28 protein-coding genes are annotated in these 26,579 nt (G+C 72.4%); 25 read left to right on the forward strand and 3 right to left on the reverse strand.

What is annotated here, in order from left to right:
* The first annotated feature begins 37 nt into the window (after positions 1 to 37).
* A complete protein-coding gene (hemL, locus tag ACA511_RS05565) occupies positions 38 to 1,333 on the forward strand; it encodes a glutamate-1-semialdehyde 2,1-aminomutase (protein ID WP_375022959.1) in 1,296 nt (431 codons plus the stop codon).
* Here the strand turns inward: hemL and ACA511_RS05570 are convergent.
* Entirely contained in the window at positions 1,330 to 2,196 is an 867-nt protein-coding gene (locus tag ACA511_RS05570; RefSeq protein WP_375022960.1) for a dihydrodipicolinate synthase family protein, read from the reverse strand. The two genes, hemL and ACA511_RS05570, sit on opposite strands and share 4 nt — an antisense overlap.
* Before the next feature lies 1 nt (position 2,197).
* Positions 2,198 to 2,464, reverse strand: coding sequence for a hypothetical protein (locus ACA511_RS05575; RefSeq protein ID WP_375022961.1), 267 nt, complete (start codon positions 2,462 to 2,464; stop codon positions 2,198 to 2,200).
* 72 nt (positions 2,465 to 2,536) lie between these two features.
* Between ACA511_RS05575 and ACA511_RS05580 the strand changes: the two genes are divergently transcribed.
* From ACA511_RS05580 to ACA511_RS05620, 9 genes are all read left to right on the forward strand, one after another.
* The gene (locus ACA511_RS05580) at positions 2,537 to 3,463 is read left to right on the forward strand and encodes a LysR substrate-binding domain-containing protein (RefSeq protein ID WP_375022962.1); all 927 of its coding nucleotides are present in this window, start codon (positions 2,537 to 2,539) and stop codon (positions 3,461 to 3,463) included.
* A 55-nt stretch (positions 3,464 to 3,518) separates the two neighbouring features.
* Positions 3,519 to 5,360 carry a serine/threonine-protein kinase gene (locus ACA511_RS05585; RefSeq protein ID WP_375022963.1) on the forward strand — a complete coding sequence of 614 codons (1,842 nt, stop codon included), beginning with the start codon at positions 3,519 to 3,521 and terminating at the stop codon, positions 5,358 to 5,360.
* Between the two features lie 67 nt (positions 5,361 to 5,427).
* Positions 5,428 to 6,066: a histidine phosphatase family protein gene (locus ACA511_RS05590; protein WP_375022964.1), complete on the forward strand. Its 639-nt coding sequence runs from the start codon at positions 5,428 to 5,430 to the stop codon at positions 6,064 to 6,066.
* A gap of 48 nt (positions 6,067 to 6,114) precedes the next feature.
* Positions 6,115 to 6,705 (forward strand): TlpA family protein disulfide reductase, encoded by a 591-nt coding sequence (locus ACA511_RS05595; protein WP_375022965.1) that lies wholly within the window; start codon positions 6,115 to 6,117, stop codon positions 6,703 to 6,705.
* A gap of 24 nt (positions 6,706 to 6,729) precedes the next feature.
* Entirely contained in the window at positions 6,730 to 7,473 is a 744-nt protein-coding gene (locus ACA511_RS05600; protein ID WP_375022966.1) for a cytochrome c biogenesis CcdA family protein, read from the forward strand.
* A gap of 1 nt (position 7,474) precedes the next feature.
* Positions 7,475 to 9,130, forward strand: coding sequence for a cytochrome c biogenesis protein ResB (locus ACA511_RS05605; RefSeq protein WP_375022967.1), 1,656 nt, complete (start codon positions 7,475 to 7,477; stop codon positions 9,128 to 9,130).
* 4 nt (positions 9,131 to 9,134) lie between these two features.
* Entirely contained in the window at positions 9,135 to 10,154 is a 1,020-nt protein-coding gene (gene ccsB / locus ACA511_RS05610; protein WP_375022968.1) for a c-type cytochrome biogenesis protein CcsB, read from the forward strand.
* Between the two features lie 136 nt (positions 10,155 to 10,290).
* Positions 10,291 to 11,277 carry a hypothetical protein gene (locus ACA511_RS05615; protein WP_375022969.1) on the forward strand — a complete coding sequence of 329 codons (987 nt, stop codon included), beginning with the start codon at positions 10,291 to 10,293 and terminating at the stop codon, positions 11,275 to 11,277.
* Positions 11,278 to 11,327: 50 nt separating this feature from the next.
* Positions 11,328 to 11,600, forward strand: coding sequence for a hypothetical protein (locus tag ACA511_RS05620; RefSeq protein ID WP_375022970.1), 273 nt, complete (start codon positions 11,328 to 11,330; stop codon positions 11,598 to 11,600).
* A 199-nt stretch (positions 11,601 to 11,799) separates the two neighbouring features.
* Here ACA511_RS05620 and ACA511_RS05625 read toward each other — a convergent pair whose 3' ends face one another.
* Positions 11,800 to 12,003 carry a BldC family transcriptional regulator gene (locus tag ACA511_RS05625; protein WP_021593176.1) on the reverse strand — a complete coding sequence of 68 codons (204 nt, stop codon included), beginning with the start codon at positions 12,001 to 12,003 and terminating at the stop codon, positions 11,800 to 11,802.
* 247 nt (positions 12,004 to 12,250) lie between these two features.
* Here ACA511_RS05625 and ACA511_RS05630 point away from each other — a divergent pair, with 247 nt between their 5' ends.
* The 15 genes from ACA511_RS05630 (at position 12,251) to nuoK (ending at position 26,569) form a co-directional block, all read left to right on the forward strand.
* A complete protein-coding gene (locus ACA511_RS05630; RefSeq protein ID WP_375022971.1) occupies positions 12,251 to 13,240 on the forward strand; it encodes a threonine/serine dehydratase in 990 nt (329 codons plus the stop codon).
* Positions 13,241 to 13,286: 46 nt separating this feature from the next.
* Entirely contained in the window at positions 13,287 to 13,544 is a 258-nt protein-coding gene (locus ACA511_RS05635; RefSeq protein WP_375022972.1) for a DUF4229 domain-containing protein, read from the forward strand.
* A 74-nt stretch (positions 13,545 to 13,618) separates the two neighbouring features.
* On the forward strand, positions 13,619 to 14,335 hold the full coding sequence (locus ACA511_RS05640) for a demethylmenaquinone methyltransferase (RefSeq protein WP_375022973.1): 717 nt from the start codon (positions 13,619 to 13,621) through the stop codon (positions 14,333 to 14,335).
* Between the two features lie 126 nt (positions 14,336 to 14,461).
* On the forward strand, positions 14,462 to 15,718 hold the full coding sequence (locus tag ACA511_RS05645) for a geranylgeranyl reductase family protein (RefSeq protein WP_375022974.1): 1,257 nt from the start codon (positions 14,462 to 14,464) through the stop codon (positions 15,716 to 15,718).
* Positions 15,719 to 15,875: 157 nt separating this feature from the next.
* Positions 15,876 to 16,235: an NADH-quinone oxidoreductase subunit A gene (locus tag ACA511_RS05650; RefSeq protein WP_375022975.1), complete on the forward strand. Its 360-nt coding sequence runs from the start codon at positions 15,876 to 15,878 to the stop codon at positions 16,233 to 16,235.
* Position 16,236: 1 nt separating this feature from the next.
* Positions 16,237 to 16,782, forward strand: coding sequence for a NuoB/complex I 20 kDa subunit family protein (locus tag ACA511_RS05655; RefSeq protein ID WP_375022976.1), 546 nt, complete (start codon positions 16,237 to 16,239; stop codon positions 16,780 to 16,782).
* Position 16,783: 1 nt separating this feature from the next.
* Positions 16,784 to 17,563, forward strand: coding sequence for an NADH-quinone oxidoreductase subunit C (locus ACA511_RS05660; RefSeq protein ID WP_375022977.1), 780 nt, complete (start codon positions 16,784 to 16,786; stop codon positions 17,561 to 17,563).
* A complete protein-coding gene (locus tag ACA511_RS05665; protein ID WP_375022978.1) occupies positions 17,560 to 18,906 on the forward strand; it encodes an NADH-quinone oxidoreductase subunit D in 1,347 nt (448 codons plus the stop codon). Before ACA511_RS05660 ends, ACA511_RS05665 begins: the two co-directional genes overlap by 4 nt.
* Complete coding sequence (gene nuoE, locus ACA511_RS05670; RefSeq protein ID WP_375022980.1) at positions 18,903 to 19,685, forward strand: NADH-quinone oxidoreductase subunit NuoE; 783 nt, start codon at positions 18,903 to 18,905, stop codon at positions 19,683 to 19,685. The genes ACA511_RS05665 and nuoE overlap by 4 nt, the downstream gene beginning before the upstream one ends.
* Entirely contained in the window at positions 19,682 to 20,980 is a 1,299-nt protein-coding gene (nuoF, locus tag ACA511_RS05675) for an NADH-quinone oxidoreductase subunit NuoF (protein WP_375022981.1), read from the forward strand. The genes nuoE and nuoF overlap by 4 nt, the downstream gene beginning before the upstream one ends.
* A complete protein-coding gene (locus tag ACA511_RS05680) occupies positions 20,977 to 23,439 on the forward strand; it encodes an NADH-quinone oxidoreductase subunit G (RefSeq protein WP_375022982.1) in 2,463 nt (820 codons plus the stop codon). The genes nuoF and ACA511_RS05680 overlap by 4 nt, the downstream gene beginning before the upstream one ends.
* A complete protein-coding gene (gene nuoH / locus ACA511_RS05685; RefSeq protein WP_375022983.1) occupies positions 23,436 to 24,773 on the forward strand; it encodes an NADH-quinone oxidoreductase subunit NuoH in 1,338 nt (445 codons plus the stop codon). The genes ACA511_RS05680 and nuoH overlap by 4 nt, the downstream gene beginning before the upstream one ends.
* Positions 24,760 to 25,368 carry an NADH-quinone oxidoreductase subunit NuoI gene (nuoI, locus tag ACA511_RS05690; RefSeq protein WP_375022984.1) on the forward strand — a complete coding sequence of 203 codons (609 nt, stop codon included), beginning with the start codon at positions 24,760 to 24,762 and terminating at the stop codon, positions 25,366 to 25,368. Before nuoH ends, nuoI begins: the two co-directional genes overlap by 14 nt.
* Positions 25,365 to 26,273: an NADH-quinone oxidoreductase subunit J gene (locus tag ACA511_RS05695; RefSeq protein ID WP_375022985.1), complete on the forward strand. Its 909-nt coding sequence runs from the start codon at positions 25,365 to 25,367 to the stop codon at positions 26,271 to 26,273. Before nuoI ends, ACA511_RS05695 begins: the two co-directional genes overlap by 4 nt.
* The gene (nuoK, locus tag ACA511_RS05700; protein ID WP_089324562.1) at positions 26,270 to 26,569 is read left to right on the forward strand and encodes an NADH-quinone oxidoreductase subunit NuoK; all 300 of its coding nucleotides are present in this window, start codon (positions 26,270 to 26,272) and stop codon (positions 26,567 to 26,569) included. The genes ACA511_RS05695 and nuoK overlap by 4 nt, the downstream gene beginning before the upstream one ends.
* Positions 26,570 to 26,579: the final 10 nt, after the last annotated feature.

Consider the following 26,579-nt stretch of genomic DNA (forward strand, 5'->3'; position numbering starts at 1 on the left):
AGGCAAGTCGCCGAACTGCAACTGAGAGACTGAAAACGTGACTGGTATCGATCGCTCCCAGCAGTTGTTCGACCGTGCCTCCGGGGTGGTCCCCGGCGGGGTGAACTCCCCGGTGCGGGCCTTCGGCGCCGTCGGCGGGACGCCCCGCTTCATGGCGTCCGCGCGCGGCCCGTACCTGACGGACGCCGACGGGAACACCTACGTCGACCTGGTGTGCTCGTGGGGCCCGATGATCCTCGGGCACGCGCACCCGGCGGTCGTCGAGGCGGTGCGGGACGCGGCGGGCCGCGGCACGTCCTACGGCGCGCCGACGCAGGGCGAGGTGGAGCTCGCCGAGGAGATCGTGTCGCGGACGCCGGCGGGCAAGGTCCGGCTGGTCAACTCCGGGACGGAGGCGACGATGTCGGCGATCCGGCTGGCGCGCGGCTTCACCGGACGCACCAAGATCGTGAAGTTCGCGGGCTGCTACCACGGGCACGTCGACTCGCTGCTCGCCGCCGCCGGGTCGGGCGTCGCGACGTTCGGGCTGCCCGACACGCCGGGCGTGACCGGCGCGACCACCGCGGACACGCTGATCCTCCCGTACAACGACGTCGCCGCCGCGGAGACGGCGTTCGACGAGCACGGCACCGACATCGCGTGCGTCATCACCGAGGCCGTCCCGTGCAACATGGGCGTGGTGCCGCCGCTGGCCGGGTTCAACGCGCTGCTGAAGCGGCTGTGCGAGCGGTACGGGGCGCTGCTCGTGATCGACGAGGTGCTCACCGGGTTCCGCGCGTCCCGGTCCGGCTGGTTCGGGATCGAGGGCGTGCCGGGCGACCTGATGACGTTCGGGAAGGTGATGGGCGGCGGGCTGCCCGCCGCCGCGTTCGGCGGGCGCGCCGACGTCATGGACCACCTCGCCCCGGCCGGTCCCGTCTACCAGGCGGGCACGCTGTCGGGGAACCCCCTCGCGACCGCCGCGGGGCTGGCGACGCTGCGGAACGCCACCGACGAGGTGTACGCGGCGATCGACCGGTCGGCGGAGATCGTGTCGAAGGCCGCGTCGGAGGCGCTGGCGCGGGAGGGCGTCCCGCACTCGGCGCAGCACGCCGGGAACCTGTTCTCGATCTTCTTCAGCGAGGAGGCGGTGGGCGACTTCGCCGCCGCGCAGCGGCAGGACGTCAAGGCGTACGCGGCGTTCTTCCACGCCGCCCTGGAGCACGGCGTGTACCTGCCGCCGTCGGCGTACGAGGTGTGGTTCCTGTCCGCGGCGCATGACGAGGAGGCTCTCGGACGCGTCCTGGACGCCCTCCCGCACGCCGCCCGCGCCGCCGCCCGGGCCTCGTCCTAGAGGGCCTGGAACGCCCGCATCGCGGCGGCGACCGACTCGGGACGCGGTGCGCGCAGGGGAGCGCGCACCGCGGCGTCGTCGATCAGCCCCGCCTCGGCCAGGCACGCCTTGAGGACGGCCGGGGCCGGTTCGCCGAACAGCGCCTCCGCCATGGGCAGCAGCCTGCCGTGCGCCGCCAGCGCGTCCGCCGCGTCGCCCCGGCGTGTCGCGTCGAGCATCGCCGCGTAGGCGGACGGCGCGAGGCACGCGCACGCGGCGACGCCCCCGGCCGCGCCGAGCCGGAGCATCGGGTAGATGTAGGCGTCGTCGCCGCACAGCACCGCCTTGCCGGGGTTGCGCGCCAGCATGGCCAGCGTGTCGGCGTCGATGCCGCCCGCGCAGTGCTTCATCCCGGCGACGCAGTCCAGCGCCAGGATCGTGAGCAGCGTCTCGGCGGACAGGTGCTTCCCCGTCCGGTACGGGATGTTGTACGGGACGAGCGGGACGTCCACGGCCGCGCCGACGGTGGCGAAGTGCTCGACGACGGCGTCGTCCGACGGGCGCAGGTAGTACGGGACGACGACGAGCAGCGCGTCGGCGAAGGCGGCGCGCTCGCGGGCCTCGCCGATCGAGTCGCGGGTGCCCATCGTCCCGGCGCCGACGATCAGCGGCGCCCCGGCGGCCGCGGCGACGGCGCGGCACACCTCCAGGACCGTCCGCTGCTCGCCGGGCGTCAGCAGGGCGGCCTCGCCGGTGGTGCCGAGCGCGACCAGGCCGTCCACGCCGTTCTCCAGGCAGTGGACGGCGAGCCGTTCGAGCGACTTCGCGTCCACGTCGCCGGAGCGGGTGAACGGCGTGACGAGCGACGCGTGGATTCCGTGCATGTCAGGCCGCCTCGTTGGTCAGGGCCGTCCGGAGGGCCGGGCGGGACGGCAGCCGGACGCTCCCGGCGGCGACGCCCGCGATGATCAGCGCGGCGCAGGCGAGCCGCGTGGCGGTCACGTGCTCGCCGAGCAGGACGGCCGCCGCTCGCCCAGCAGCAGGCCCGCGAACAGCGCCGTGAAGTCGTCCAGGGCTACCTTGAGGGGGGACGAAGGTGAAGCCCCACGGCGCCGCGATCACGGTCGCCGGCAGGACGTGGCGCGATCTCATCCCCCGATCGTCGCCGCCGACTTTATTTAGGACAAGCGATAAATGCTTGACATCTCGTTTTAGTATTGCTTCATGCTTGATCTGGAACGGCTGCGCGCTCTCCACTCGGTCGCGACGTACGGCTCGGTCAGCGCCGCCGCCGACGTCCTGCACGTCACGACCTCGGCGGTCTCCCAGCAGCTCGCGAAGCTGGAGCGGGAGACGGGGCAGAAGCTCCTCGAACGCAACGGGCGCGGCGTCCGGCTCACCGACGCCGCCGAACTCCTCGTCGCGCACGCCGAGCGCATCCTGTCCCTCGTGGAGCAGGCGCAGGCCGACCTGGAGGCGCACCGCGGCTCCGTCGTGGGCCAGCTCACCGTCGCCGCGTTCCCCACCGCGATCCGCGGGCTCATGCCCGCCGCGCTGCGCGCCCTCCGCGCCGACCACCCCGACCTCCGCGTCCTGCTCCGCGAGGAGGACCCGATGCGCAGCATGCCGCTCGTCTCGCGCGGCGACCTCGACATGGCCGTCGTCCAGGACTGGAACAACGAGCCGCTGCCCTTCCCCGAGGGCCTGCGCAAGGGCGTCGTCTGCGAGGACGTCGCGGACGTGGCGCTGCCCGAGGGCCACGCGCTCGCCGGGCGCGACACGATCGACCTCCAGGAGCTGGCCGGCGACCCGTGGATCAGCTCCTCGCCGGACAGCATCTGCTGCGACTGGCTGCTGCGCACGCTCCGCGCCGTCGACAGCGAGCCCCACATCGACCACATGGCCTACGAGTTCGCCACGCAGCTGGCCCTGGTCGCCGCCGGGCTCGGCAACGCGATCCTGCCGCGCCTCGGCCGCTGCGACGTCCCGCCCGGCGTGGCGATCGTGCCGCTGTCGGCGCCGCTGTCGCGCCGCGTGTACGCGGTGTGGCGGGAGGAGGCCGCGCGCCGCCCGGCGATCCGCGCGGCGGTGACCGCGCTGCGCGCCGCCGTCCCGGCGGATGTCCCGGAGGTCGCGCCCGTCCCGAGTTGACGCCGTTCGTCACGACTCGCCGCGAAGAACGTCATTCGGTAGGTTCTTCGCGATCATGAACGGGGTCGGGGCGGAGGGGCGCGTGGACGGCGAGTGGCGGGTCGACGGCGACTGGCGGGTCGACGGGTACACCGAGGTGCGCGAACTCGGGGCGGGCGCCCAGGGGCGGGTCGTGCTCGCCCGGCACGACGCGTCCGGGACGCCGGTGGCGATCAAGTACCTGGCCACCCGGGCGGACGAGGCGGAGCGCGAGCGGCTCCGGCACGAGGCCCTGATGCTCGGCCGGGCCGGCAGCCCGCACGTGGCGCGCCTCTTCCGGCTCGTCGAGGGCCCGGAGACCACCGCCATCGTCATGGAGGCCGTCGACGGCGTCTCGCTGAAGGAACTGCTGGCACGGCACGGCGCGCTCGGCCCGGAGGCGTCGCTGGCCGTCCTCAAGGGCTCGCTGCTGGGGCTCGCCGCCGCGCACGCCGTCGGCGTCGTCCACCGCGACTACAAGCCCGCGAACGTCGTCGTCCCGGCGGACGGGCGGAGCCGCCTCGTCGACTTCGGCATCGCCGCGCCGGCCGGGGAGGAGGCGGGCGGCGCCGGCACCCCGTACTACATGGCGCCCGAGCAGTGGAGCCGGCACGTCGCCACGCCCGCGTCCGACGTGTACGCGGCGACCTGCGTGTTCGTGGAGTGCGTGACGGGGCGGCGGCCCTACACGGGCGGCCGCGCCGAGCTCATGGCGGCGCACCTCACCGGCGAGGTCCCCGTGGACGCGGTGCCGGAGGCGCTGCGTCCGCTGGTCGAGCGGGGCATGGCCAAGGCGCCGGAGGACCGTCCCGGCGGCGCCGCCCGCTTCGTGGACGAGCTGGAGCGCACCGCCCGGGACGCCTACGGCCGGGACTGGGAGGCGCGGGGCGTCCACGTCCTGTCCGCGGGCGCCGTCGCGCTCGCCGCGCTGTTCCCGCTGGCCGCCTGGCTGATGCCCGGCGCCGCGGGCGCGGTGTCCGCCGCCGGAGCGGCGGCCGGGACCGGCGCGGGGGCGGCGGCCGGGGTCTCCGCGTCCGGTACGGCGTCCGGCGCCGCGTCCGTCGCGGGGAAGGTCGCCGCGGGCTCGGCCGTCAAGGCGTTCCTCGGCACCGGCGCCGGGATGACGGCCGCCGCCGTCGGGACCGCCGCGGTCGTCGGCGCGGGCGCCGTCGCCGTCCAGCAGGTCACCAAGGCGGACCCGGCGCCGAGGCCGTCCGCGACGGTCAGGGTCGCCGCCGCCGCGGACGTGCGGCCGTGCGTCACCCAGGCGCCGGGCGCGGTCATCACGGCGTCCGGCGGTCCCGCGAAGGTGACGCTCCCCGCCCAGGTCGAGCTGCCGAAGAACGCGGCCGTGTACCGGTCCGGCCAGGGGCTGCTGATCGGCCCCGCGGGGGCCCGCTGCGACGGGTCGATCGGCGCGAACGGCGGCTCCAGCACGATCGGCGACTTCGGGACGGCGCAGGTCACCCAGGTCTGGCAGGGCTCGATCGGCGGCATCCGGAGCCAGCTCTGCCAGTACTTCCCGGAGTCCGCACGGGCGGACCGGGAACGGGCCCAGGGCAACGAGTGCACGAGCATCCTGGGCAACTGGGAGCCGCTGGAGACGGGCGTCCCCGGCTTCCAGGCCATGATCACCCGCGGGCCGGGCACCGACGACCTCCCGCCGTCGCCCGCGGTGAAGGCGGAGGTGGCCGTCCTGTCGCCGCAGGGCACGGCCTCGCCGATCAGCTGCGTCGCCCCGGCGGCGAACGCCGGCATCTGCAAGTCGGCGCTCACCTACTGGTTCATCCAGATGCTGGGGAACGCCAAGCCCGCCAAGGCCGTCCTCGACCGGGTCGCCCAGCGCATCGCCGGGTACGTGGACGCCACCCGCGTCTGAGCCGCCGCCCCCCGCCCGGACGCGCCCCCTGCCCGGTCAGGAGCGCGGCGCGGGTAACCTGACCGCGATGAGTGAGACGACGATCGTTCACCTGCTTCGGCACGGTGAGGTGCACAATCCCGAGGGCATCCTGTACGGGCGGCTGCCCGGCTACCGGCTGAGCGAGGACGGCGTCCTCATGGCGAAGGCCGCCGCCAAGTGGTTCGCCGACCGGGACGTGAGCGCTCTCTTCTCCTCGCCCATGCAGCGGGCGCTGGAGACGGCCGCGCCGCTCGCGGACTCGCTCGACCTCCCGGTGACCGTGGACGACCGCCTGATCGAGGCCGACAACCACTTCGAGGGGCTGACGTTCGGGGCCGGGGCGGGCTCGCTGCGCCGCCCCGAGCACTGGCGCCACCTGGTCAACCCCCTGAAGCCGTCCTGGGGCGAGCCGTACAAGCAGCTCGCCGGGCGGATGCGGGCCGCCGTGATCCGCGCGCGGGAGGCGGCGCGCGGCCACGAGGCCGTGTGCGTCAGCCACCAGCTGCCGATCTGGATCCTGCGGCTGCACGCCGAGCACCGCCGGCTGTGGCACCACCCGAGCAGGCGCGAATGCGGGCTGGCCAGCCTGACGAGCCTGACGTTCGAGGGCAGCAGGCTCGTGGAGGTCGCCTACTGCGAGCCCGCCGCCGGGCTCGCGAAGGGCCCCAGTGTCGCCGGTGCGTGACCGCACCGCTAAGTTTTGTACTACGCCATGTAGTAGTAGGAGGGTCCGTTGAGCCCCCGAATCTCCCCGTTCCGCGTCGCCGCGCCGGCGGTCGCGCTGTGCGGCCTGCTCGCGGGCTGCGCCGGGACGAACGCCGCCGGGAGCGGACCGGACGGCGGCGACAACCGCTTCATCTCCGGCGACGGGAACATCACGGAGTACGGGCCCGCCGGCCGCAAGAGCGTCCAGGACGTCGCCGGGGAGCGCCTCGACGGCAAGGCGTTCAAGCTGTCCGAGCTCAAGGGCCAGGTCGTCGTCGTCAACTTCTGGGCGTCGTGGTGCGCGCCGTGCCGCGGCGAGGCGCCGTCGCTGGAGCAGGTCTACACCGAGAACAAGGGCAAGGGCGTCGACTTCATCGGCGTCAACTTCAAGGACTCCAAGGCCAACGGGCAGGCGTTCGAGCGCAAGTTCAAGGTCACCTACCCGAGCCTGTTCGACGCGGACGGCCAGGTCACGCTGGCGTTCCGGGAGGTGCCGCCGAGCGCGATCCCGAGCACGCTCGTCCTCGACCGGCAGGGCCGCATCGCCGCCCGCATCATCGGCGCGACGACGTACTCGAAGCTGAACCCCCTGGTCGCCAAAGTCGTCCAGGAGAAGTGAGCACGGAAAAGTGAGCACGGGGAATTGAGCACGGTCAACGAGACGGTGGTGGGCGGGTCGCTGGTCGCGGCGGCGCCCCTCGCCGCCCTCGCCGGGCTCGTCTCGTTCGCCTCGCCGTGCGTCCTGCCGCTCGTCCCCGGCTACCTCTCGTACGTGACCGGGATGACCGGCGTCGACCTCGCCGAGCAGCGCCGCGGACGGCTCGTCGCCGGCGCGCTGCTGTTCATCGCGGGCTTCAGCGTCGTGTTCGTCAGCTACGGCGTGGTCTTCGGCGGCCTCGGCCGCTGGCTGCTGGAGTACCAGGACACGATCACCCGCGTGCTCGGCGTCGTCACGATCGTGTTCGGCCTCGCGTTCATGGGGTTCGTCCCCGGCCTGCAGCGGACGATGAAGTCGGGCCGCCTGCCGGCGGCGGGGCTGGCCGGCGCGCCGCTCCTCGGCGTCCTGTTCGGACTCGGCTGGACGCCCTGCATCGGGCCGACGCTCGGAGCCGTGCAGGGCCTCGCCATCACCGAGGCCAGCGCCGGACGCGGCGCGCTGCTGTCGCTGGCGTACTGCCTCGGCCTCGGCGTCCCGTTCGTGGTGACCGCGATCGCCTACCGCAGGGCGCTCGGCGCGTTCGGCGCCGTGAAGCGCCACTACCCCCTGGTCATGCGGATCGGCGGGGGGATGCTCGTCCTCATCGGGGTGCTGCTGGTGAGCGGCCTGTGGGGGAACCTGACCATCGAGCTGAGGTCGTGGATCAGCGGCTTCGAACCGGTGATTTGAGATGACTGAGACAACGGAATCGGGCACCGCGGCGCCCGCCGCGCGGCAGGCCCCCGAGGAGATCCCGCGCCCGCGGGGCATCGGCCCGCTCGGCTGGCTGCGCTGGGCCTGGCGGCAGCTCACCACCATGCGCACGGCGCTGATCCTGCTGTTCCTGGTCGCGCTGGGCGCGGTGCCGGGGTCGGTCCTGCCGCAGCGGGGGCAGGCGCCGGAGAAGGTCGCCGCCTACCTGGACGAGCACGAGACGCTCGGGCCGTGGCTCGACAGGCTCTCCATGTTCGACGTGTTCGCCGCGCCCTGGTTCGCGGCGATCTACATCCTGCTGTTCGTGTCGCTGGCGGGCTGCGTCCTGCCGCGCGCGGTCAAGCACTACAAGTCGATGCGGGCCCGCCCGCCGGCGGCGCCCCGCAACCTCGGTCGGCTGCCGCAGTCCACGACGTACGAGACGGACGCGTCCCCCGAGGACGTCCTCGCCGAGGCCCGCACGGTGCTGCGCGGCCGCCGGTTCCGGGTGGACGTCTCCGGCGGCTCCGCGGCCGCCGAGAAGGGCTACCTGGGGGAGAGCGGCAACCTGCTGTTCCACCTGGCGCTGCTCGCGCTGCTGTTCGCGCTCGGCCTCGGCAACCTGTTCGGCTACCGGGGGAACGTCCTGCTGACGGAGGGCAAGACGTTCGCGAACTCGCTGAGCCTGTACGACCAGTTCCAGCCCGGACGGGCGTCCAACGGCGACGACCTCGCGCCGTTCACCGTCACGCTGGACGACTTCCGCGCCGACTACGAGACCGAGGGCGCCAAGCGCGGCCAGGCCACCGCGTTCAACGCGAAGATCCACTACCGGGAGAGCCCGGACGGCGCGTCCAAGCCGTGGGACCTGCGGATCAACCATCCGCTGAAGGTCGACGGCACCAAGGTGTACCTGCTCGGCCACGGGTACGCGCCCGTGTTCACCGTCCGGGACGCCAAGGGCGACGTCGCCTTCCAGGACTCGGTGCCCTTCCTGGAGATGGAGCCGCGCAACCTGACGTCCGAGGGCGTCATCAAGGCGCCCGACGCGCAGCCCGACCAGCTCGCCTTCTACGCGATCCTGTGGCCGACCGCGACCGCCAGCGCGGACGGCAAGCAGATCGTCTCGGCGTTCCCCGCGCCGATCCGCCCGGTCGTCACCATCACCGCGTTCAAGGGCGACATCGGGCTCGACTCCGGCAGCCCCCAGTCGGTCTACAAGCTGGAGGGCATCGGCAAGACGCTCCAGCCCGTCAAGGACGGCCAGAAACTGCTGGAGCCGGGCCAGACGTTCAAGCTGCCCGGCGACGCCGGCTCGATCACGTTCGACGGGCTCAAGGAGTGGACGAGCCTGTCGGTCAACCACGACCCGGGACGCATCCCCGCGCTGATCGCGGCGATCCTCGCGGTGCTCGGCGTGGCGACGTCGTTCATGGTCCGGCGGCGCAGGGTGTGGGTCCGTGCGCGCGCCGGAGAGGGCGGGCGTACGGTTGTGGAGGTCGGCGGTCTCACGCTGGGGAACCCGACCTCGGAGTTCGACGACATCGTGACCGCGCTGCGCGGTCCGGAGGAAGGGCCCGGCCCCGAGCCCGGCCCGGAGCACGCCCCCGGCGCCGATGACGAACCCGGGCCCGCCCCCGAATCGAAGGAGTGACGAGGTGAGCACTGCCGACCTCGCGAACCTGAGCGACAAGCTCATGCTGACCACCGTGCTGATGTACATCGTCGCGATGGTCGCCTACGCCGCCGACCTCGGCTTCGGCCGCCGCCGCGCGGCCGCGGCCGGGACGGCGGAGCAGCAGGCCCTGGCGGAGACGGAACGGGCGAAGGTCCTGGTCGGCGCCGCCGGCGCGGAGACCGCGTCCGGCGACGCGTCCACCGCCGGGGCGGCCCAGGCCGACCCGGACGGGGACGACGGCGAGTCCGAGCGCCCCCGGATCGACTGGGCGAACCTCGCCGTCCTGCTGAACGTGCTCGGCTGGGGAGCGCACCTGGGCGTCCTGGTGAGTCGCGGGCTGGCCGCGAACCGGTGGCCGTGGGGCAACATGTACGAGTTCCTCACCGCCATCGCCTTCGCCGCCGTCACCGCGTTCCTCGTCGTGATGTTCCGGTACAAGGCGCGGTTCCTCGGCGCGTTCGTCATGGTCGCCGCCGCCGTCGCGCTCGGCGTCGCCAACATCTGGCTGTACGACTCGGTGGGCCCGGTCAGCCCGGCGCTGAACTCCTACTGGATCGCCATCCACGTGACCGCCGCGATCATCGCGACCGGCGCGTTCACGGTCGCGGGCGCCGCCACGCTGCTGTACCTGCTGAAGGACCGCGCGGAGTCGCGCGGCGGCGTCGCGGCGGGCGGCGTGCTGTCCCGGCTGCCGTCGACCGAGGCCCTCGACCGCCTCTCGATGCGCGTCACGATGTTCGCCTTCCCGATCTGGACGGCCGCGATCATCATGGGCGCGATCTGGGCCGACCAGGCGTGGGGCCGCTACTGGGGCTGGGACCCGAAGGAGATCTGGTCCTTCATCACGTGGGTCATCTACGCCGCCTACCTGCACGCCCGCGCCACCGCCGGGTGGAAGGGCCGCAAGGCCGCGATCCTGTCGCTGATCGCGTTCGCCGCGCTGCTGTTCAACTTCTTCGGCGTCAACTACATGTTCTCCGGCCTGCACTCCTACGCCTGAACGCGCCCCCGCCCGCCGAGCGCGTGACTCTCGGGGATGACGGCGTGTCGGGTTCCGGCTTACCCTGCCTCCGGGGACCCGGTCCGGTGGCGCACGCCGCTCTCTACCCTGCCGGTCCCGCGGACAGAGGAGCCCGATGCGCTTCAAAGGCGTCCACCGCAAGTCCCGGGAGCCGCGTGCCCGGGAGGCGCCGCGCGGCGGCCGGCTGCGCGCCGACACGGCCCGCGACGAGGTCGCCTACGCCCCGTCCCCGCCCGACTCGGGGCAGGTGCGCCCGCGCAGCAACCAGCCGCGCGACCGGTTCGGCCGGTTCCGCAAGGCGGGCCGCGACGACGACTTCGCGGTGGACGGCCCGGACGGCCCCCCGGGCGCGGACACGGCCGGCGGCCCGCGCGGGCTGACCGGCAGGCTCGCCCGGCGCGGGCACGGCCGGCCGCGCGCCGGCGACTACTCCTGGAGCGACTTCGAGCTGGAGGACGAGCGGCTCCGCGCGGAGCCGCACCCGCCGGGCATGCCGCACGCCGCCGACGGCCGCCGCGACTGCGGCGTGCTGGAGGGCGTCCTGCACCGGCAGTGGGACGTCCGGGACGGGCCGCCGACACCCGAGGTGATCGGCGCCGTCGACAGCCTGGCGTCGCTGCCCGAGCCGCTGAAGGAGAAGCTGGCGGCCGGGCTCGACGGCATCTACGTGGGGCCGGGCGGCGTCCCGCAGCTCGACGACATGGGCCACCTGCGCGACCGTCCGCTGCCGTCCGGCCGGGCCACCTGGGACATCTGCGCCGGCGCCTACGGCGACCGCAAGATCGTCGTGGGGGACCGGCCGTCGCCGACCCCGGACGTGATGCTGCACGAGGTCGGGCACGCGCTCGACGACATCGACGGCGACGACGGCGAGTGGACGTCCGACAGCCCCGCCTTCCGCCGGCTGTACGAGGAATGCCTGCCGCATCTCGCGAGCGCGTTCCACCGGCAGCCGGACGCGCTCGGCCGCCGCGAGTTCTTCGCCGACGCGTTCGCCGCGATCTCCTCCCGGCAGCGGCCCGCGCTCGTGGATATGCTCGCCGGCAACATCAGGACGGCCCTTGAGGTCATGCTCTTCTTCAACCGCAGGTACGGGATCTAGGACACCGTGATGGCAGGCCGCGCGACGCAGGACGGCGAGGGTGATCGACGATGTACGTGATCCGGCTCCCCGACGGCACGCTGCGGGTTCCGCACAGCGTCGTCGCCGACGCGGACGGGGCCGAGGCCGGGCCGGAGGCGCGCGAGGGACGGATCATCGCCGACGCCTACATCGAGATCGGACCGGGCGACCCCGACTACGACCGCCTTCTCCGCGAGTCGCTCACCGAGGAGGAGCTGGCGGAGCGGCGGCGCCGCTGGCGGGAAGAGGACGCGGATCTGCTCCGCCGGTTCGAGGAGTGGAAGGGCGATATGCCGGACTGAGCGCGCGGGCGACCGAGTGCGGCGTGACCGAGTGCGCGGGCGACTGAGTACGGGGTGACCAGGTGCGGGGTGACCGAGTGCGAGGGTGACAGAGTGACCGGAGGCGCCCAGGGGGTGGGCGCGCCGGCCGGTGCGATACCCCGGCCGCCCGGCTGGAGGACCGATCCGTGGCGCGGCGGTCCGGGCGGCCAGAGGCTCGTCAGCGGGCCGAATGCTCGGCGACGGGCTCCTCGCCGCGCAGCAGCGCGTGCACCTCGGACTCGCGGAAGCGCCGGTGGCCTCCCGGAGTGCGGATGCTGCTGATGCGGCCCGCGGCGGCCCACCGGGTGACCGTCTTCGGGTCGACCCGGAAGAGGGCGGCGACCTCCCCTGGGGTCAGCAGGCGCTCGCTCGTGCTCTCCACGTTTTCTCTCCCCCTTTGTCCCGCTCTCGGCGCGGGTGGACTGTTTAACAGTGTGGCGGGTCAAGACCGATTTCTCCCTTGTTTTCGGAAAAGATCACCGACCGTAGTTTCCCGAGCAGGAGCGATCGCACTCAGTATTCGGCTCCACTGCCCCAGAGTCCACGCTGACCCCGTTTGACCTGCCAAGTAACGGCGGAAACATGCCCGCGGCACACTCCCGCGCGGTGGTCGAAGTAGTCTCGCGACCATGTCGGATCTCGTTTCGCTGCGGGAGATCGAACGGGCCGCCGAGCGCATCGCGGGCGTCGCCGTCCGGACCCCCCTCGTCCCGTTCCCCCGCGACCCGGCTCCCCCGTCCGCCGGAGCGGCGGCGGAGCCGGAGCTGCTGGTCAAGGCCGAGTCGCTGCAACCGGTCGGCGCGTTCAAGGTGCGCGGCGCCTACGCGGCCATCGCGTCCCTCGCCCCGGACGAGCGCGCCGCCGGGGTCGTGACGCACTCCAGCGGCAACCACGCGCAGGCCGTCGCCTACGCGGCCCGCGCCCTCGGCATCAAGGCCGTCCTGGTCATGCCGCACACCACGCCCGGCGTGAAGGTCGACCGGTGCATCGCGCTCGGCGCCGAGGTCGTCTACGTCGAGCCGAACGCGCTGGCCCGCGCCGAGACCGCCGACAAGCTCGCCGCCGCGCACGGCCTCGCGCTGATCCCGCCCTACGACGACGCGCGGGTCATCGCCGGGCAGGGCACCGCCGGGCTGGAGATCGTCCAAGACAGGCCGGACGTCGACGTCGTGCTCGTCCCGATCAGCGGCGGCGGCCTCATCGCCGGGGTCTCCGCCGCCGTCAAGGCGCTGCGCCCGGAGGCCAGGATCATCGGCGTCGAGCCGGAGCTCGCCGCCGACGCCCGCGACTCGATGGCCGCCGGGCGCCCCGTGTCCTGGGACGCGGAGAAGACCGGCCGCACCCTCGCCGACGCCCTGCGCGTCCAGCAGGTGGGCGACCTCCCGTTCGCGCACATGCGCGCGCACGTGGACGGCGTCGTCACGGTGACCGAGGACGAGATCCGCCACGCGATGCGCCGGCTGGCCCGCGAGGCCCGCCTGATCGCCGAGCCCGCCGGCGCCGTCGCCACCGCCGCCTACCTCTGCCACCGCGGCGAACTCCCGGAGGGGCGCACCTACGTCTCCGTCCTGTCCGGCGGCAACGTCGACCCGGCGCTGCTCCTCGACGTCCTCACGTGACCCCCGGGGCGGGAGCACGCGGGGCCGGGGTTAACCTCGAAGGGTCATGCGCTCCGTCATCCTCTACACCCTCGCGCGGCTCGCGATCTTCGCCGCGACCGCGGGCGTGCTGGCGCTCTTCGGCGCCCGCGGCTTCCTGCTCCTGCTGCTGGCCCTGCTGATCAGCGGCGTCGTCAGCTACGTCCTGCTGTCCGCGCAGCGCGACCGGATGTCCGCCACGGTGACCCGCGGCATCCGCGCCCAGCGCGGGAAGTTCGAGAAATCCCTCACCAAGGAGGACGGCGTGCGCCCCGGCGCGGAGTAGCGCGCGCGGAGCGGCGCGCGCCGGGCCGCCGGGCGGTGCGCACGGCGGGTCCGCCGTCCTTCTAGGCTGGGGGCATGACCCGCGCCTCTCTTGACAAGCAGCCCGCCGACGTCGCGGCGATGTTCGACGGCACCGCCGAGCGGTACGACCTGCTGAACACGCTGATGACCGGCGGGCAGGACCGGCGGTGGCGGCGGGAGGTCGTCCGGGCGCTGGAGGCGCGGCCCGGCGAGCGCGTCCTCGACCTCGCGGCCGGGACGGGCACGTCCTCGGTGCCGTTCGCGGACGCGGGCGCCGAGACGGTGGCGTGCGACTTCTCGCTCGGCATGCTGCGCGTGGGCGTGCGGCGGCACGGCCGGGGGCGGCCGACGGGCGTGCGGGGGCTGAGCTTCGTGGCGGGGGACGCGCTGCGGCTGCCGTTCGCGGACGCCTCGTTCGACGCGGTCACCATCTCGTTCGGGCTGCGCAACGTCGCCGACACCGGCCGGGCCCTGCGCGAGCTGCGCCGGGTCGCCAGGCCGGGCGGGCGGCTGCTGGTCTGCGAGGTGAGCCATCCGCCGAACGCGCTGCTGGCGTTCGGCCACAAGGCGCACCTGCGGTACGGGCTGCCGCTGCTGGCGCGGGTCAGCTCCAATCCCGACTCCTACCGCTATCTCGCCGAGTCGACGCTCGCCTGGCCCGGTCAGGCGGCGCTGGCGCGGCTCATCGAGGACGCGGGGTGGGGCGAGGTGCGCTGGCGTGATCTCACGTTCGGCGTCGCCGCGCTGCACCGCGCGGTCAATCCAGGCTGAGGGGATTCGGACCGGTCCAACGCCAGACCGACCCAGAAGTACCCACCAGTCGTGATAAAGGAATAGACTCCCCGTCGGATCCTTGTGAAGTGCTTCACAAGCGAACGAGCTGAAGAGGAACCCGCCGTGACCGACTCCACCCGACACGCGGACGTCATCGTCGTCGGGGCAGGCCCCGCCGGATCGTCGACCGCCTACTGGCTCGCGCAGGCGGGCCTCGACGTGTTCCTGCTGGAGAAGGCCGCCTTCCCGCGGGACAAGATCTGCGGTGACGGGCTCACCCCGCGCGCCGTCCGGGCGCTCATCGGCATGGGCGTCGACATCAACGACCCCGGCTGGGGGCGCAACAAGGGCCTGCGCATCTACGGCGGCGGCGTCAAGGTCGAGCTGCCCTGGCCGGAGCTCGCGTCGTTCCCCGACTACGGGCTCGTCCGCAAGCGCACCGACCTCGACCAGCTCCTCGCCGAGCACGCCGCGAAGGCCGGCGCGCAGCTGCTGCAGGGCTGCAACGTGACCGGTCCCATCCTGGACGGCCGCACCGAGCGCGTCGTCGGCGTCACCGCCGTCCTCGACGGCGAGGAGATCGAGTTCCGGGCGCCGCTCGTCGTCGCCGCCGACGGCAACTCGACCCGGCTGTCCCTGGCGATGGGGCTGCGGCGGCGCGAGGACCGCCCGATGGGCGTCGCGGTCCGCCGCTACTTCGAGACGCCCCGCCACGACGACGATTACATGGAGGCGTGGCTCGAACTCTGGGACGGCGAGCGCCTCCTGCCCGGCTACGGCTGGGTGTTCGGCGTCGGCGACGGGACGTCCAACGTCGGGCTCGGCCTCCTCAACACCAGCAAGGCGTTCCAGAGCGTCGACTACCGCGGCATGCTGAAGCGCTGGTGCGCGCAGATGCCGGCGGACTGGCAGTTCGACGAGGAGCACGCGACCTCCAAGATCCGCGGCGCGGCGCTGCCGATGGGCTTCAACCGGCAGCCGCACTACACCCGCGGGATGCTGCTCGTCGGCGACGCCGGCGGCATGATCAACCCGTTCAACGGCGAGGGCATCGACTACGCGCTGGAGTCCGGCCGGCTGGCCGCCGACATCATGGTGCAGGCGCTCGCCCGCCGCACCCCCGCGCAGCGCGAGCGGACGCTGTACGAGTACCCGCGCATCCTGAAGGACGAGCACGGCGGGTACTTCACCCTCGCCCGCGTGTTCGTGCAGGCGATCGGCGACCCGCGCGTCATGAAGTTCCTCACGTCGCACGGCCTGCCGCACCCGACGCTGATGCGCTTCACGCTCAAGCTCCTCGCCAACCTGACCGACCCCAAGGGCGGGGACGCGATGGACCGCGTCATCAACGCGATGCAGAAGGTGGCGCCGGCCGCATGAGCGCACCCGTCGAATTCAAGCTTCCGCAGGTGAGCGGACTACAGTGCATTATCCGACCCCCTGAGGGGAGCGCTATTGATCACCTTGGTTAGGGTGGCGGGTCGCGGTCGGCCCGTCCCGTACAACGTCGTACGTCCCGAGGAGAGGTCGTAGAGACATGGATCTCTATATTCCGATCATCGTGCTTGGGGTAGTCGCCTTCGCCTTCGCCGGCGGCTCGGTGCTGATGGCCGCGTTCACCGGCCCGAAGCGCTGGAACCGCGCCCGGCTGGACGCCTACGAGTGCGGCATCGAGCCGACTCCCCAGCCCGTCGGCGGCGGACGTTTTCCGATCAAGTACTACCTGACGGCGATGCTCTTCATCGTCTTCGACATTGAGATCATCTTCCTTTATCCCTGGGCGGTCGCTTTCGACCGGATGGGGCTGTTCGGCCTTGTCGAGATGGTTCTTTTCATCGTCACCGTGCTCGTCGCGTACGCCTACATCTGGCGGCGCGGCGGTCTGGAGTGGGACTGACATGGGCCTAGAGGAGAAACTCCCCAGCGGATTCCTGCTGACCACGGTCGAGCAGGTCGCGGGATGGGCGCGCAAGAGCTCGGTGTGGCCGGCGACATTCGGCCTCGCCTGCTGCGCGATCGAGATGATGGCGGCCGGCGACCCCCGGCACGACTTCTCCCGGTGGGGGATGGAGCGTGCCTCGGCGACCCCGCGGCAGGCCGACCTGATGATCGTCGCGGGCCGGGTGAGCCAGAAGATGGCGCCGGTGCTGCGGCAGATCTACGACCAGATGACCGAGCCGAAGTGGGTCATCGCGATGGGCGTGTGCGCCTCGTCCGGCGGCATGTTCAACAACTACGCGATCGTGCAGGGCGTGGACCACATCGTCCCCGTCGACATCTACCTGCCCGGCTGCCCGCCGCGGCCGGAGATGCTGCTGGACGCGATCCTGAAGCTGCACGACAAGATCCAGAACACCAAGCTCGGGCCGCAGCGCGAGAAGCAGATCGCCGAGCTCGAAGCGGCCAAGCGCCGCCAGCTGCCGCTGCTCGGACAGGGGGCCTGACGTGAGTTCACAGCACCCCGAGCAGCAGGCCGAGCAGGCCGCCGACCAGCTTCCCGCGCACACCGAGGAGGAGCGCCGGGAGCAGCCCGTCGTCCGCAAGGGCATGTTCGGCGCGAAGACGACCGGCGACACCTCCGGCTACGGCGGGCTCGTCGTCCGGCAGAGCCCGCGGGTGTCGGCGCCGCGCCCGTACGGCGGGCCCGGCGGCGCGGCAGAGCCCGGCGAGTTCGACGAGATCGCGGACGAGCTGGAGCGCGCCCTGGGGACTCCGGGGTCGTCCCCGGAGAAGACGGGGCCCGACTTCGGGGACGCGATCGAGCGCGTCGTCGTGCACCGCGGCGAGCTGACGTTCCACGTCAGGCGCGAGCACCTGCGCGAGGTCGCCAAGACCATGCGGGACGAGCCGTCGCTGCGCTTCGAGCTGTGCTCGGGCGTGTCCGGCGTGCACTACCCGAAGGACGAGGGCGCCGAGCTGCACTCGGTCGTCCACCTGCTGTCGATCACGCACAACCGGCGGGTCCGGCTGGAGGCGAGCTGCCCCGACGCCGACCCGCACGTCCCGTCGCTCGTCCCGGTGTACCCGACGAGCGACTGGCACGAGCGCGAGACGTACGACTTCTTCGGGATCATCTACGACGGCCACCCCGCGCTGACGCGCATCGAGATGCCCGACGACTGGGTCGGGCACCCGCAGCGCAAGGACTACCCGCTCGGCGGCATCCCCGTCGAGTACCGAGGAGCGGAGATCCCCCCGCCGGACGAAAGGCGGTCGTACGTATGAGTTCGACGAAGTACACCGAGTACGACGCCTACGCCGCCGAAGAGGCGGCGGAGGGCAAGGTCTTCGACGTCGGCGGGCAGGACTGGGACAAGGTCGTCAACGCCGCCGAGGACCTCGGCGACGAGCGGCTCGTCGTCAACATGGGCCCGCAGCACCCGTCCACGCACGGCGTGCTCCGGCTGATCCTCACGCTCGACGGCGAGACGGTGACCGAGGCCCGGGTGGGCATCGGCTACCTGCACACCGGCATCGAGAAGAACATGGAGTTCCGCACCTGGACGCAGGGCACCACGTTCTGCACCCGGATGGACTACCTCGCCCCGCTGTTCAACGAGGCGGCGTACTGCCTGAGCGTCGAGCGGCTGCTCGGCATCGAGGACCGGATCCCCGAGCGGGCCCAGATCATCCGCGTGATGATGATGGAGCTGAACCGGATCTCCTCGCACCTGGTCGCGATCGCCACGTTCGGGCTGGAGCTCGGCGCGACGACCGTGATGCTGAACGGGTTCGTCGAGCGCGAGTACACCCTCGACCTGTTCGAGGAGATCACCGGCCTGCGGATGAACCACGCCTACATCCGGCCGGGCGGGGTCGCGCAGGACCTGCCGAGCGGCGCCGCGAGCAAGCTCCGCGACTACCTGGACCGCATGCCGAAGCGGCTCCAGGCGCTGCGCAAGCTGATGGACGACAACCCGGTCTTCAAGGCCCGCACGCAGAACGTCGCGTACCTGGACCTGAGCGGCTGCATGGCGCTCGGCATCACCGGCCCGGTGCTCCGCTCGACCGGCATCCCGTGGGACCTGCGCAAGTCGCAGCCGTACTGCGGCTACGAGACCTACGACTTCGACGTCCCGACGCAGGACACCTGCGACGTGTACGGCCGCTACCTCGTCCGCATGGACGAGATGGAGCAGTCGCTGCGGATCGTCGAGCAGTGCGTGGAGCGGCTCCAGACGGTCAAGGGCCCGGTCATGATCGAGGACAAGAAGATCGGCTGGCCCGCGCAGCTCGCGATCGGCGCCGACGGCATGGGCAACTCGCCGCGGCACATCGCGCACATCATGGGCACCTCGATGGAGGCGCTGATCCACCACTTCAAGCTGGTGACGGAGGGCTTCCGGGTGCCGGCGGGGCAGGCGTACGTGCCGATCGAGTCGCCGCGCGGCGAGCTCGCCGCGCACGTGGTCAGCGACGGCGGGACCCGCCCGTTCCGCGCGCACTTCCGTGACCCGTCCTTCGTCAACCTGCAGGCCGCCCCGGCGATGAGCGAGGGCGGCATGGTCGCCGACGTCATCGCCGCAGTGGCCAGCCTCGACCCGGTCATGGGGGGAGTGGACCGATGACATACGAACCCGACGTACGCGAGCGGCTGGAGCGGGACGCCAAGGAGATCATCGGCCGGTACCCGCGGCCGCGGTCGGCGCTCCTGCCGATGCTGCACCTGGTGCAGGCGGAGGAGGGCCACGTCACCAAGGACGGCGTGGCGTTCTGCGCCGAGACGCTCGGCATCACGCCCGCCCAGGTGATGGGCGTCGTCACGTTCTACACGCAGTACAAGCAGAAGCCGGTCGGCGACTACCACGTCGGCGTCTGCACGAACACGCTGTGCGCGATCATGGGCGGCGACCAGATCTGGGACGAGCTGAGCGAGCACGCCGGCGTCGGCCACGACGAGGCCACCCCGGACGGCAAGATCAGCCTGGAGCGGGTCGAGTGCAACGCGGCCTGCGACTTCGCCCCCGTGGTGATGGTCAACTGGGAGTTCTTCGACAACATGACCCCCGAGAAGGCCAAGCAGCTCGTCGACGACCTGCGCCTCGGCAAGGACGTCCTGCCCTCCCGGGGGCCGAACCGCCTGGCCACCTGGAAGGAGGCGTCGCGCGTGCTCGCCGGGTTCCCGGACGGGCTCGCCGGCGAGGGCGTCCAGGCCGGGCCCGAGTCGCTGGTCGGCCTGAAGCTCGCGCGGGAGCGCGGCTGGACGGCGCCGTCCGCCGACGTCGACCGCGCGCGGCCGGACGAGCCGGTGCAGCCGGGCGAGGTCACCGACCCGCCCCCGAACGAACCGGGCGAGCCCATCGGCGGCGACGTCAAGCCCGGCTCCCAGGAAGGGCGGAACAAGTGACCACGCTGACCCCCGTCCTCACCAGCAACTGGGACCAGGGCGACTCCTTCACCCGCGCCGGATACGAGCGCGAGGGCGGCTACAAGTCGCTGCGCAAGGCGCTCGGCATGGAGCCGGACGCGATCGTCCAGGCGGTGAAGGACTCCGGCCTCCGCGGCCGCGGCGGCGCCGGGTTCCCCACCGGGATGAAGTGGGGCTTCCTGCCGCCGACCAGCCCGAACCCGCGCTACCTCGTCGTCAACGCCGACGAGTCCGAGCCGGGTACGTGCAAGGACATCCCGCTGATGATGGCGAACCCGCACGTCCTCGTCGAGGGCGTGATCATCAGCTCGTACGCGATCAAGTCGAACCAGGCGTTCATCTACGTGCGCGGCGAGGTGCTGCACGTGATCCGCCGCCTCCAGCAGGCGGTGGCCGAGGCGTACGAGGCCGGCTACATCGGCAAGGACATCCTCGGGTCCGGCTACGACCTGGACGTCGTCGTCCACAGCGGCGCCGGCGCCTACATCTGCGGCGAGGAGACGGCGCTGCTGGACTCCCTGGAGGGGTTCCGCGGCCAGCCCAGGCTGAAGCCTCCCTTCCCGGCGGTCGCGGGCCTGTACGGCGGGCCCACTGTCATCAACAACGTCGAGTCGATCGCCTCGGTTCCCTCGATCATCGGGAACGGGCCGGAGTGGTTCGCGGCGATGGGCACCGAGAAGTCGCAGGGCTTCGGGATCTTCTCGCTGTCCGGGCACGTCACCCGGCCCGGCCAGTACGAGGCGCCGCTCGGCATCACGCTGCGGGAGCTGCTCGACATGGCGGGCGGCGTCCGCGCGGGGCACCGGCTGAAGTTCTGGACGCCCGGCGGGTCGTCCACGCCGATCTTCACCGAGGAGCACCTGGACGTCCCGCTGGACTTCGAGTCCGTCGGCGCCGCCGGGTCCATGCTCGGCACCCGGGCGCTGCAGATCTTCGACGAGACGACCTGCGTGGTGCGGGCCGTCCAGCGCTGGTCGGAGTTCTACGCGCACGAGTCGTGCGGCAAGTGCACGCCGTGCCGCGAGGGCACCTACTGGTACAAGCAGATGTTCAAGCGGCTGGAGGCCGGCGAGGGCGGCGAGGAGGACCTGGAGACCCTGCTGGACATCTCCGACAACATCCTCGGCCGCGCGTTCTGCGCCCTCGGCGACGGCGCCACCAGCCCGGTCGTGTCGTCCATCAAGCTGTTCCGGGACGAGTACCTCCAGCACTTCGAGCAGGGCGGCTGCCCGTTCGACCCGGCCAAGTCCACCCTCTGGGGAGGTGCCAAGTGACCGTCACCGACGACAAGTCGGCGGTGGAGAAGGTGGAGATGGTGTCCTGCACCATCGACGGCTTCGAGATCGAGGTGCCGAAGGGCACGCTGATCATCCGGGCCGCCGAGCTGCTCGGCATCCAGATCCCCCGGTTCTGCGAGCATCCGCTGCTCGACCCGATCGGCGCGTGCCGGCAGTGCCTGGTCGAGATCCCGGACGCCGGCAACGGCCGCGGCATGCCGAAGCCGCAGGCGTCGTGCACGACCGCGGTGATGCCGGGCATGGTCGTCAAGACCCAGCTCACCTCCCCGGTGGCCGACAAGGCCCAGCACGGCATCATGGAGTTCCTGCTCATCAACCACCCGCTGGACTGCCCGGTCTGCGACAAGGGCGGCGAGTGCCCGCTGCAGAACCAGGCGATGTCCAACGGGCGCGGCGAGACCAGGTTCGTCGAGACCAAGCGGACGTGGCCGAAGCCGCTGCCGCTGTCCAGCCAGGTGCTGCTCGACCGGGAGCGGTGCATCCAGTGCACCCGCTGCACCCGGTTCTCCGAGCAGATCGCCGGCGACCCGTTCATCGACCTGTTCGAGCGGGGCGCGAAGGAGGAGGTCGGCACCGCCGACGGCGAGCCGTTCCACTCCTACTTCTCCGGCAACACCGTGCAGATCTGCCCGGTGGGAGCGCTCACCGGCACCGCCTACCGGTTCCGGTCCCGGCCGTTCGACCTCGTGTCGTCGCCGAGCGTCTGCGAGCACTGCGCGTCCGGCTGCGCGATCCGCGCCGACCACCGGCGCGGGAAGATCACCCGCCGGCTGGCCGGGGACGACCCGCAGGTCAACGAGGAGTGGAACTGCGACAAGGGCCGCTGGGCGTTCACCTACGGGACGCGGCCCGAGCGGTTCACGCACCCGCTCGTCCGCAACGAGGACGGCGTGCTGGAGCCGGCGTCGTGGCCCGAGGCGCTCACCATCGCGGCGCGCGGACTCGCGGCGGCGCGCGGCTCGGCCGGCGTGCTGACCGGCGGCCGCGTCACCCTTGAGGACGCCTACGCCTACGCCAAGTTCGCCCGGATCGCGCTCGGCACCAACGACGTCGACTTCCGGGCCCGCCCGCTGTCGGACGAGGAGGCGCGGTTCATCGCGTCGTCCGTCGCGGGGCGCTCCATCGAGGTGTCGTACGCCGATCTGGAGAAGGCGCCCGTCGTCGTCCTCGCCGGCTTCGAGCCGGAGGAGGAGTCGCCGATCGTGTTCCTGCGGCTCCGCAAGGCGTTCCGCAAGCACCGGCTGCCGGTGTACGCGGTGGCGCCGTTCGCGACCCGCGGGCTGGCCAAGGTCGGCGGCACGCTGCTGGCGACGCCGCCCGGCGCGGAGGCCGAGACGCTCGGCGCCCTCATCGGCGACGAGGGCCGCGCCGACGTCCGGACGCTGCTGGAGACGCCCGGCGCCGTCGTCCTCGTCGGCGAGCGGCTCGCCACGAGCCCCGGCGCGCTGACCGCGGCGGTCCGGCTGGCGCAGGTCACCGGGGCCCGGCTGGCGTGGGTGCCGCGCCGGGCCGGGGAGCGCGGCGCGATCGAGGCCGGGGCGCTGCCCGGGCTGCTGCCGATCGGCCGTCCGGTCGCCGACGCCGCCGCGCGGGCCGAGGTCGCCCGCACCTGGGGCGTCGCGGAACTGCCCGCGGTGCCCGGCGAGGACACCGCCGGGATCGTCGCGGCGGCCGCGCAGGGCCGGCGCGGCGCGCTGCTGGTCGGCGGCGTCGACCCGTACGACCTGCCCGACCCGGACGCGATGCTGCGGGCGCTGGACGCCACCCCGTTCGTGGTGAGCCTGGAGCAGCGGCCGAGCGCGGTCACCGACCGCGCCGACGTCGTGTTCCCGGTCGCGGCCGTCGCGGAGAAGTCCGGGACGTTCGTCGACTGGGAGGGCCGCGGCCGCCCGTTCGACACCGTGCTGAAGTCGGCCGGGCGGATGTCCGACCTGCGGGTGCTGGACGCGCTGGCCGACGAGATGGACGTCCACCTGGGCCTGCCCGGCCCCGAGGCGGCGCGCCGCGAGCTGACCGGCCTCGGCGGCTACCGCGGCGAGCGCCCGGACGCCCCGAACACGGCGCAGGAGCTGCCGCCGCGCCCCGGGCAGGGCGAGGCGCTGGTCGCGACGTGGCGGCTGCTGCTCGACCGGGGCCGGCTGCAGGACGGCGAGCCGTTCCTCGCGGGCACCGCGAAGCCCGCCGCCGCCCGGCTGTCGCCCGCGACCGCCGCGGAGATCGGCGCGACCGGCGCGGTGACCGTGTCGGCGGCGCGCGGTGAGGTGACGCTCCCGCTGGAGATCACCCCGGACCTGCCCGACCGGGTGGTGTGGCTGCCGACGAACTCGGCCGGCTGCGCCCTGTACCGGGATCTGGGCGCGGCCGCCGGCGGCGTCGTCAAGATCGCGAGCGGTGTGCTCGCGAGCGCCGCGCAGAACGCTGGAGGTGGCAAATGAGCCCGCTCGCCGCGGCGCCGGCCGACCCGACGCTGAAGGACTTCGGCAGCGACCCGTGGTGGCTGATCGGCGGCAAGGTCCTCGTCATCTTCGTGTTCCTCGTCGTGACCGTGCTGATGACGATGTGGATCGAGCGGCGCGTCATCGGCCGGATGCAGCTGCGCGTCGGGCCGAACCGCGCCGGGCCCCAGGGCCTGCTGCAGGGCCTCGCGGACGGTGTGAAGCTGGCGCTGAAGGAGGACATCGTCCCCCGCCAGGTGGACAAGGTGGTGTTCGTCCTCGCCCCGGTGATGGCGGCGGTGCCGGCGTTCATCTCGTTCATCATCATCCCGTTCGGCCCGACGGTGTCGGTCTTCGGCCACCAGACGGCGCTGCAGGGCACCGACCTTCCGGTCGCGGTGCTGCTGGTGCTGGCGATGTCGTCGATGGCGATCTACGGCATCGTGCTGGCCGGCTGGTCGTCGATGTCGCCGTACTCGCTGCTCGGCGGGCTCCGCTCGTCCGCGCAGATGATCTCCTATGAGATCGCGATGGGCCTGTCGTTCGTCGCGGTGTTCATGTTCGCGGGCTCGATGTCCACCTCGGAGATCGTCGCGGCGCAGCACGACAAGTGGTTCGTGGTGCTGCTGCTGCCGTCCTTCGTGGTCTACGTGATCACGATGATGGGCGAGTCGAACCGCATCCCGTTCGACCTGCCCGAGGGCGAGGGCGAGCTGGTCGGCGGCTTCCACACCGAGTACTCGTCGCTGAAGTTCGCGATGTTCTTCCTCGCGGAGTACATCAACCTCACGACGCTGTCGGCGCTCGCCACCACGATGTTCCTCGGCGGCTGGCGCGCCCCCGCGCCGATCTCCACGGTGTGGGCGGGGGCCAACTCCGGCTGGTGGCCGGTGCTGTGGTTCCTGATCAAGATCTTCCTGTTCATCTTCTTCTTCATCTGGCTGCGCGGCACGCTGCCGCGCGTCCGCTACGACCAGCTGATGAAGCTCGGCTGGAAGGTGCTGATGCCCTTCTCGCTCGGCTGGATCATGCTGGTCGCGACCATCCGCGCGCTGCGCAACGACGGCTACGACATGCGGCAGATCGTGATCGTCGCCGCGGTGGCCGCCGCGATCGTGCTGGTGGCCACGGTGGTCTGGGAGATGCTGCGGGGCGGCGAGGACGACAAGGAGATCGTGCCGGGCGCGGGCCGGGGCGAGCGGACGGAGCCGGCCGCGGGCGGGTTCCCGGTGCCGCCGATGGACGCGCCCCACTACCACGGCCGTGCCCGGGAGCCGGTCCGGCCCGCCACGATCGAAACCCCTCCTGAGGAGGTCACCAGTGGGACTCACTGATTTCCTGAACCCGGTCAAGGGGTTCGGGGTCTCGTTCCACCAGATGTTCATGAAGAGCGAGACCGTTCAGTACCCCGAGGTGAAGAAGCCGACCGCTCCGCGCTTCCACGGGCGGCACCAGCTCAACCGGTGGCCGGACGGCCTGGAGAAGTGCATCGGCTGCGAGCTGTGCGCCTGGGCCTGCCCGGCGGACGCCATCTTCGTCGAGGGCGCCGACAACACCGCGGACGAGCGGTACTCGCCCGGCGAGCGGTACGGCCGCATCTACCAGATCAACTATCTGCGCTGCATCCTCTGCGGGCTGTGCATCGAGGCGTGCCCCACCCGGGCGCTCACGATGACGAACGAGTACGAGCTCGCCGACGACAGCCGGGAGAGCCTGATCTACACCAAGGAGATGCTGCTGGCGCCGCTGCGCGAGGGCATGGAGACGCCGCCGCACGAGATGCGGCTCGGCGACACCGAGGAGGAGTACTACCGCCTCGGCCTCCAGCCCGACGACGCGCCCGCCGTCCCCGCCGAGGGCGGCGGCCGGGCGAGCGCCGACCAGGCGGTGCGGGCGGAGAAGCGCCGCAGGGGCGGTGAGCGCGCGTGAGCACCGCCCACATCCTCGCCGCCGAGGTCGCCGACAAGCAGTCCGGCGAGCCGTTCTTCTTCTGGCTGCTGGCGGTCGTGTCGGTGCTCTCCGCGCTCGGCATGATCTTCATGCGGAAGGCGGTGCACTCGGCGCTGCTGCTGGCGACCGTGATGCTGAGCCTCGCCGCGCTGTACGCGATCCAGAACGCGCCGTTCCTGGCGTTCGTCCAGGTGATCGTCTACACCGGCGCGGTGCTGATGCTGTTCCTGTTCGTGATGATGGTCGTCGGGGTCAGCTCCACCGACTCGCTGGTGGAGACGATCCGCGGCCAGCGCTTCTGGGGCGTGATCGCCGCGATCGGGTTCATCGCCCTGCTGGGGACGGGCCTCGGGAACGCGGCGCTCGGCGACTCGGCCGGCCTGAGCCAGGCCAACGCCGAGGGCAACATCGTCGGCCTGGCCCGGCTGCTGTTCTCCAAGTACGTGTTCGCGTTCGAGGCGACCAGCGCGCTGCTGATCACCGCGGCGCTGGGCGCGATGGTGCTGGCGCACCGGGAGCGCACCGAGCCGAAGGCGACGCAGAAGGACCTGTCCAAGGGACGGTTCCTGTCCGGCGACCACCCGGGCCCGCTGCCGGGCCCCGGCACCTACGCGCGGCACAACGCCGTCGACATGCCGGCGCTGCTGCCGGACGGGACGCCGTCGGAGCTGTCGGTCAACCCGGTCATCGCGGCCCGCACCGACACCGCCGAGCGGCACGCCGACCTGTTCGGCGGGACCGAGGAGGAGGCGCTCGAACGGGACGTGGCCGCGGTCAAGGCGGTCACCGCGGAGGCCGCGGACGCCGACGCCGAGTCGCGCTCGGTGAAGTCGGGGACGCCGGCCGCGGGCGGCGGCGCGAGTGAAGGCGAGGCTGGTCAATGAGTCCGGGGCACTACCTGGCGCTCTCGGCGATCCTGTTCACCATCGGAGCGCTCGGCGTCCTCGTGCGCCGCAACGCGATCGTGGTGTTCATGTGCATCGAGCTCATGCTGAACGCGACGAACCTGGCGTTCGTCTCGTTCTCCCGCATGCACGGCAACCTCGACGGTCAGATCATCGCGTTCTTCGTGATGGTCGTGGCCGCCGCGGAGGTCGTCGTGGGCCTCGCGATCATCATGACCATCTTCCGGACCCGCAGGTCCTCGTCGGTCGACGACGCGAACCTGCTGAAGTACTGAGAGGTCGGGA

The organism is Actinomadura sp. GTD37, from assembly GCF_041951365.1.
GTDB lineage: Bacteria > Actinomycetota > Actinomycetes > Streptosporangiales > Streptosporangiaceae > Spirillospora.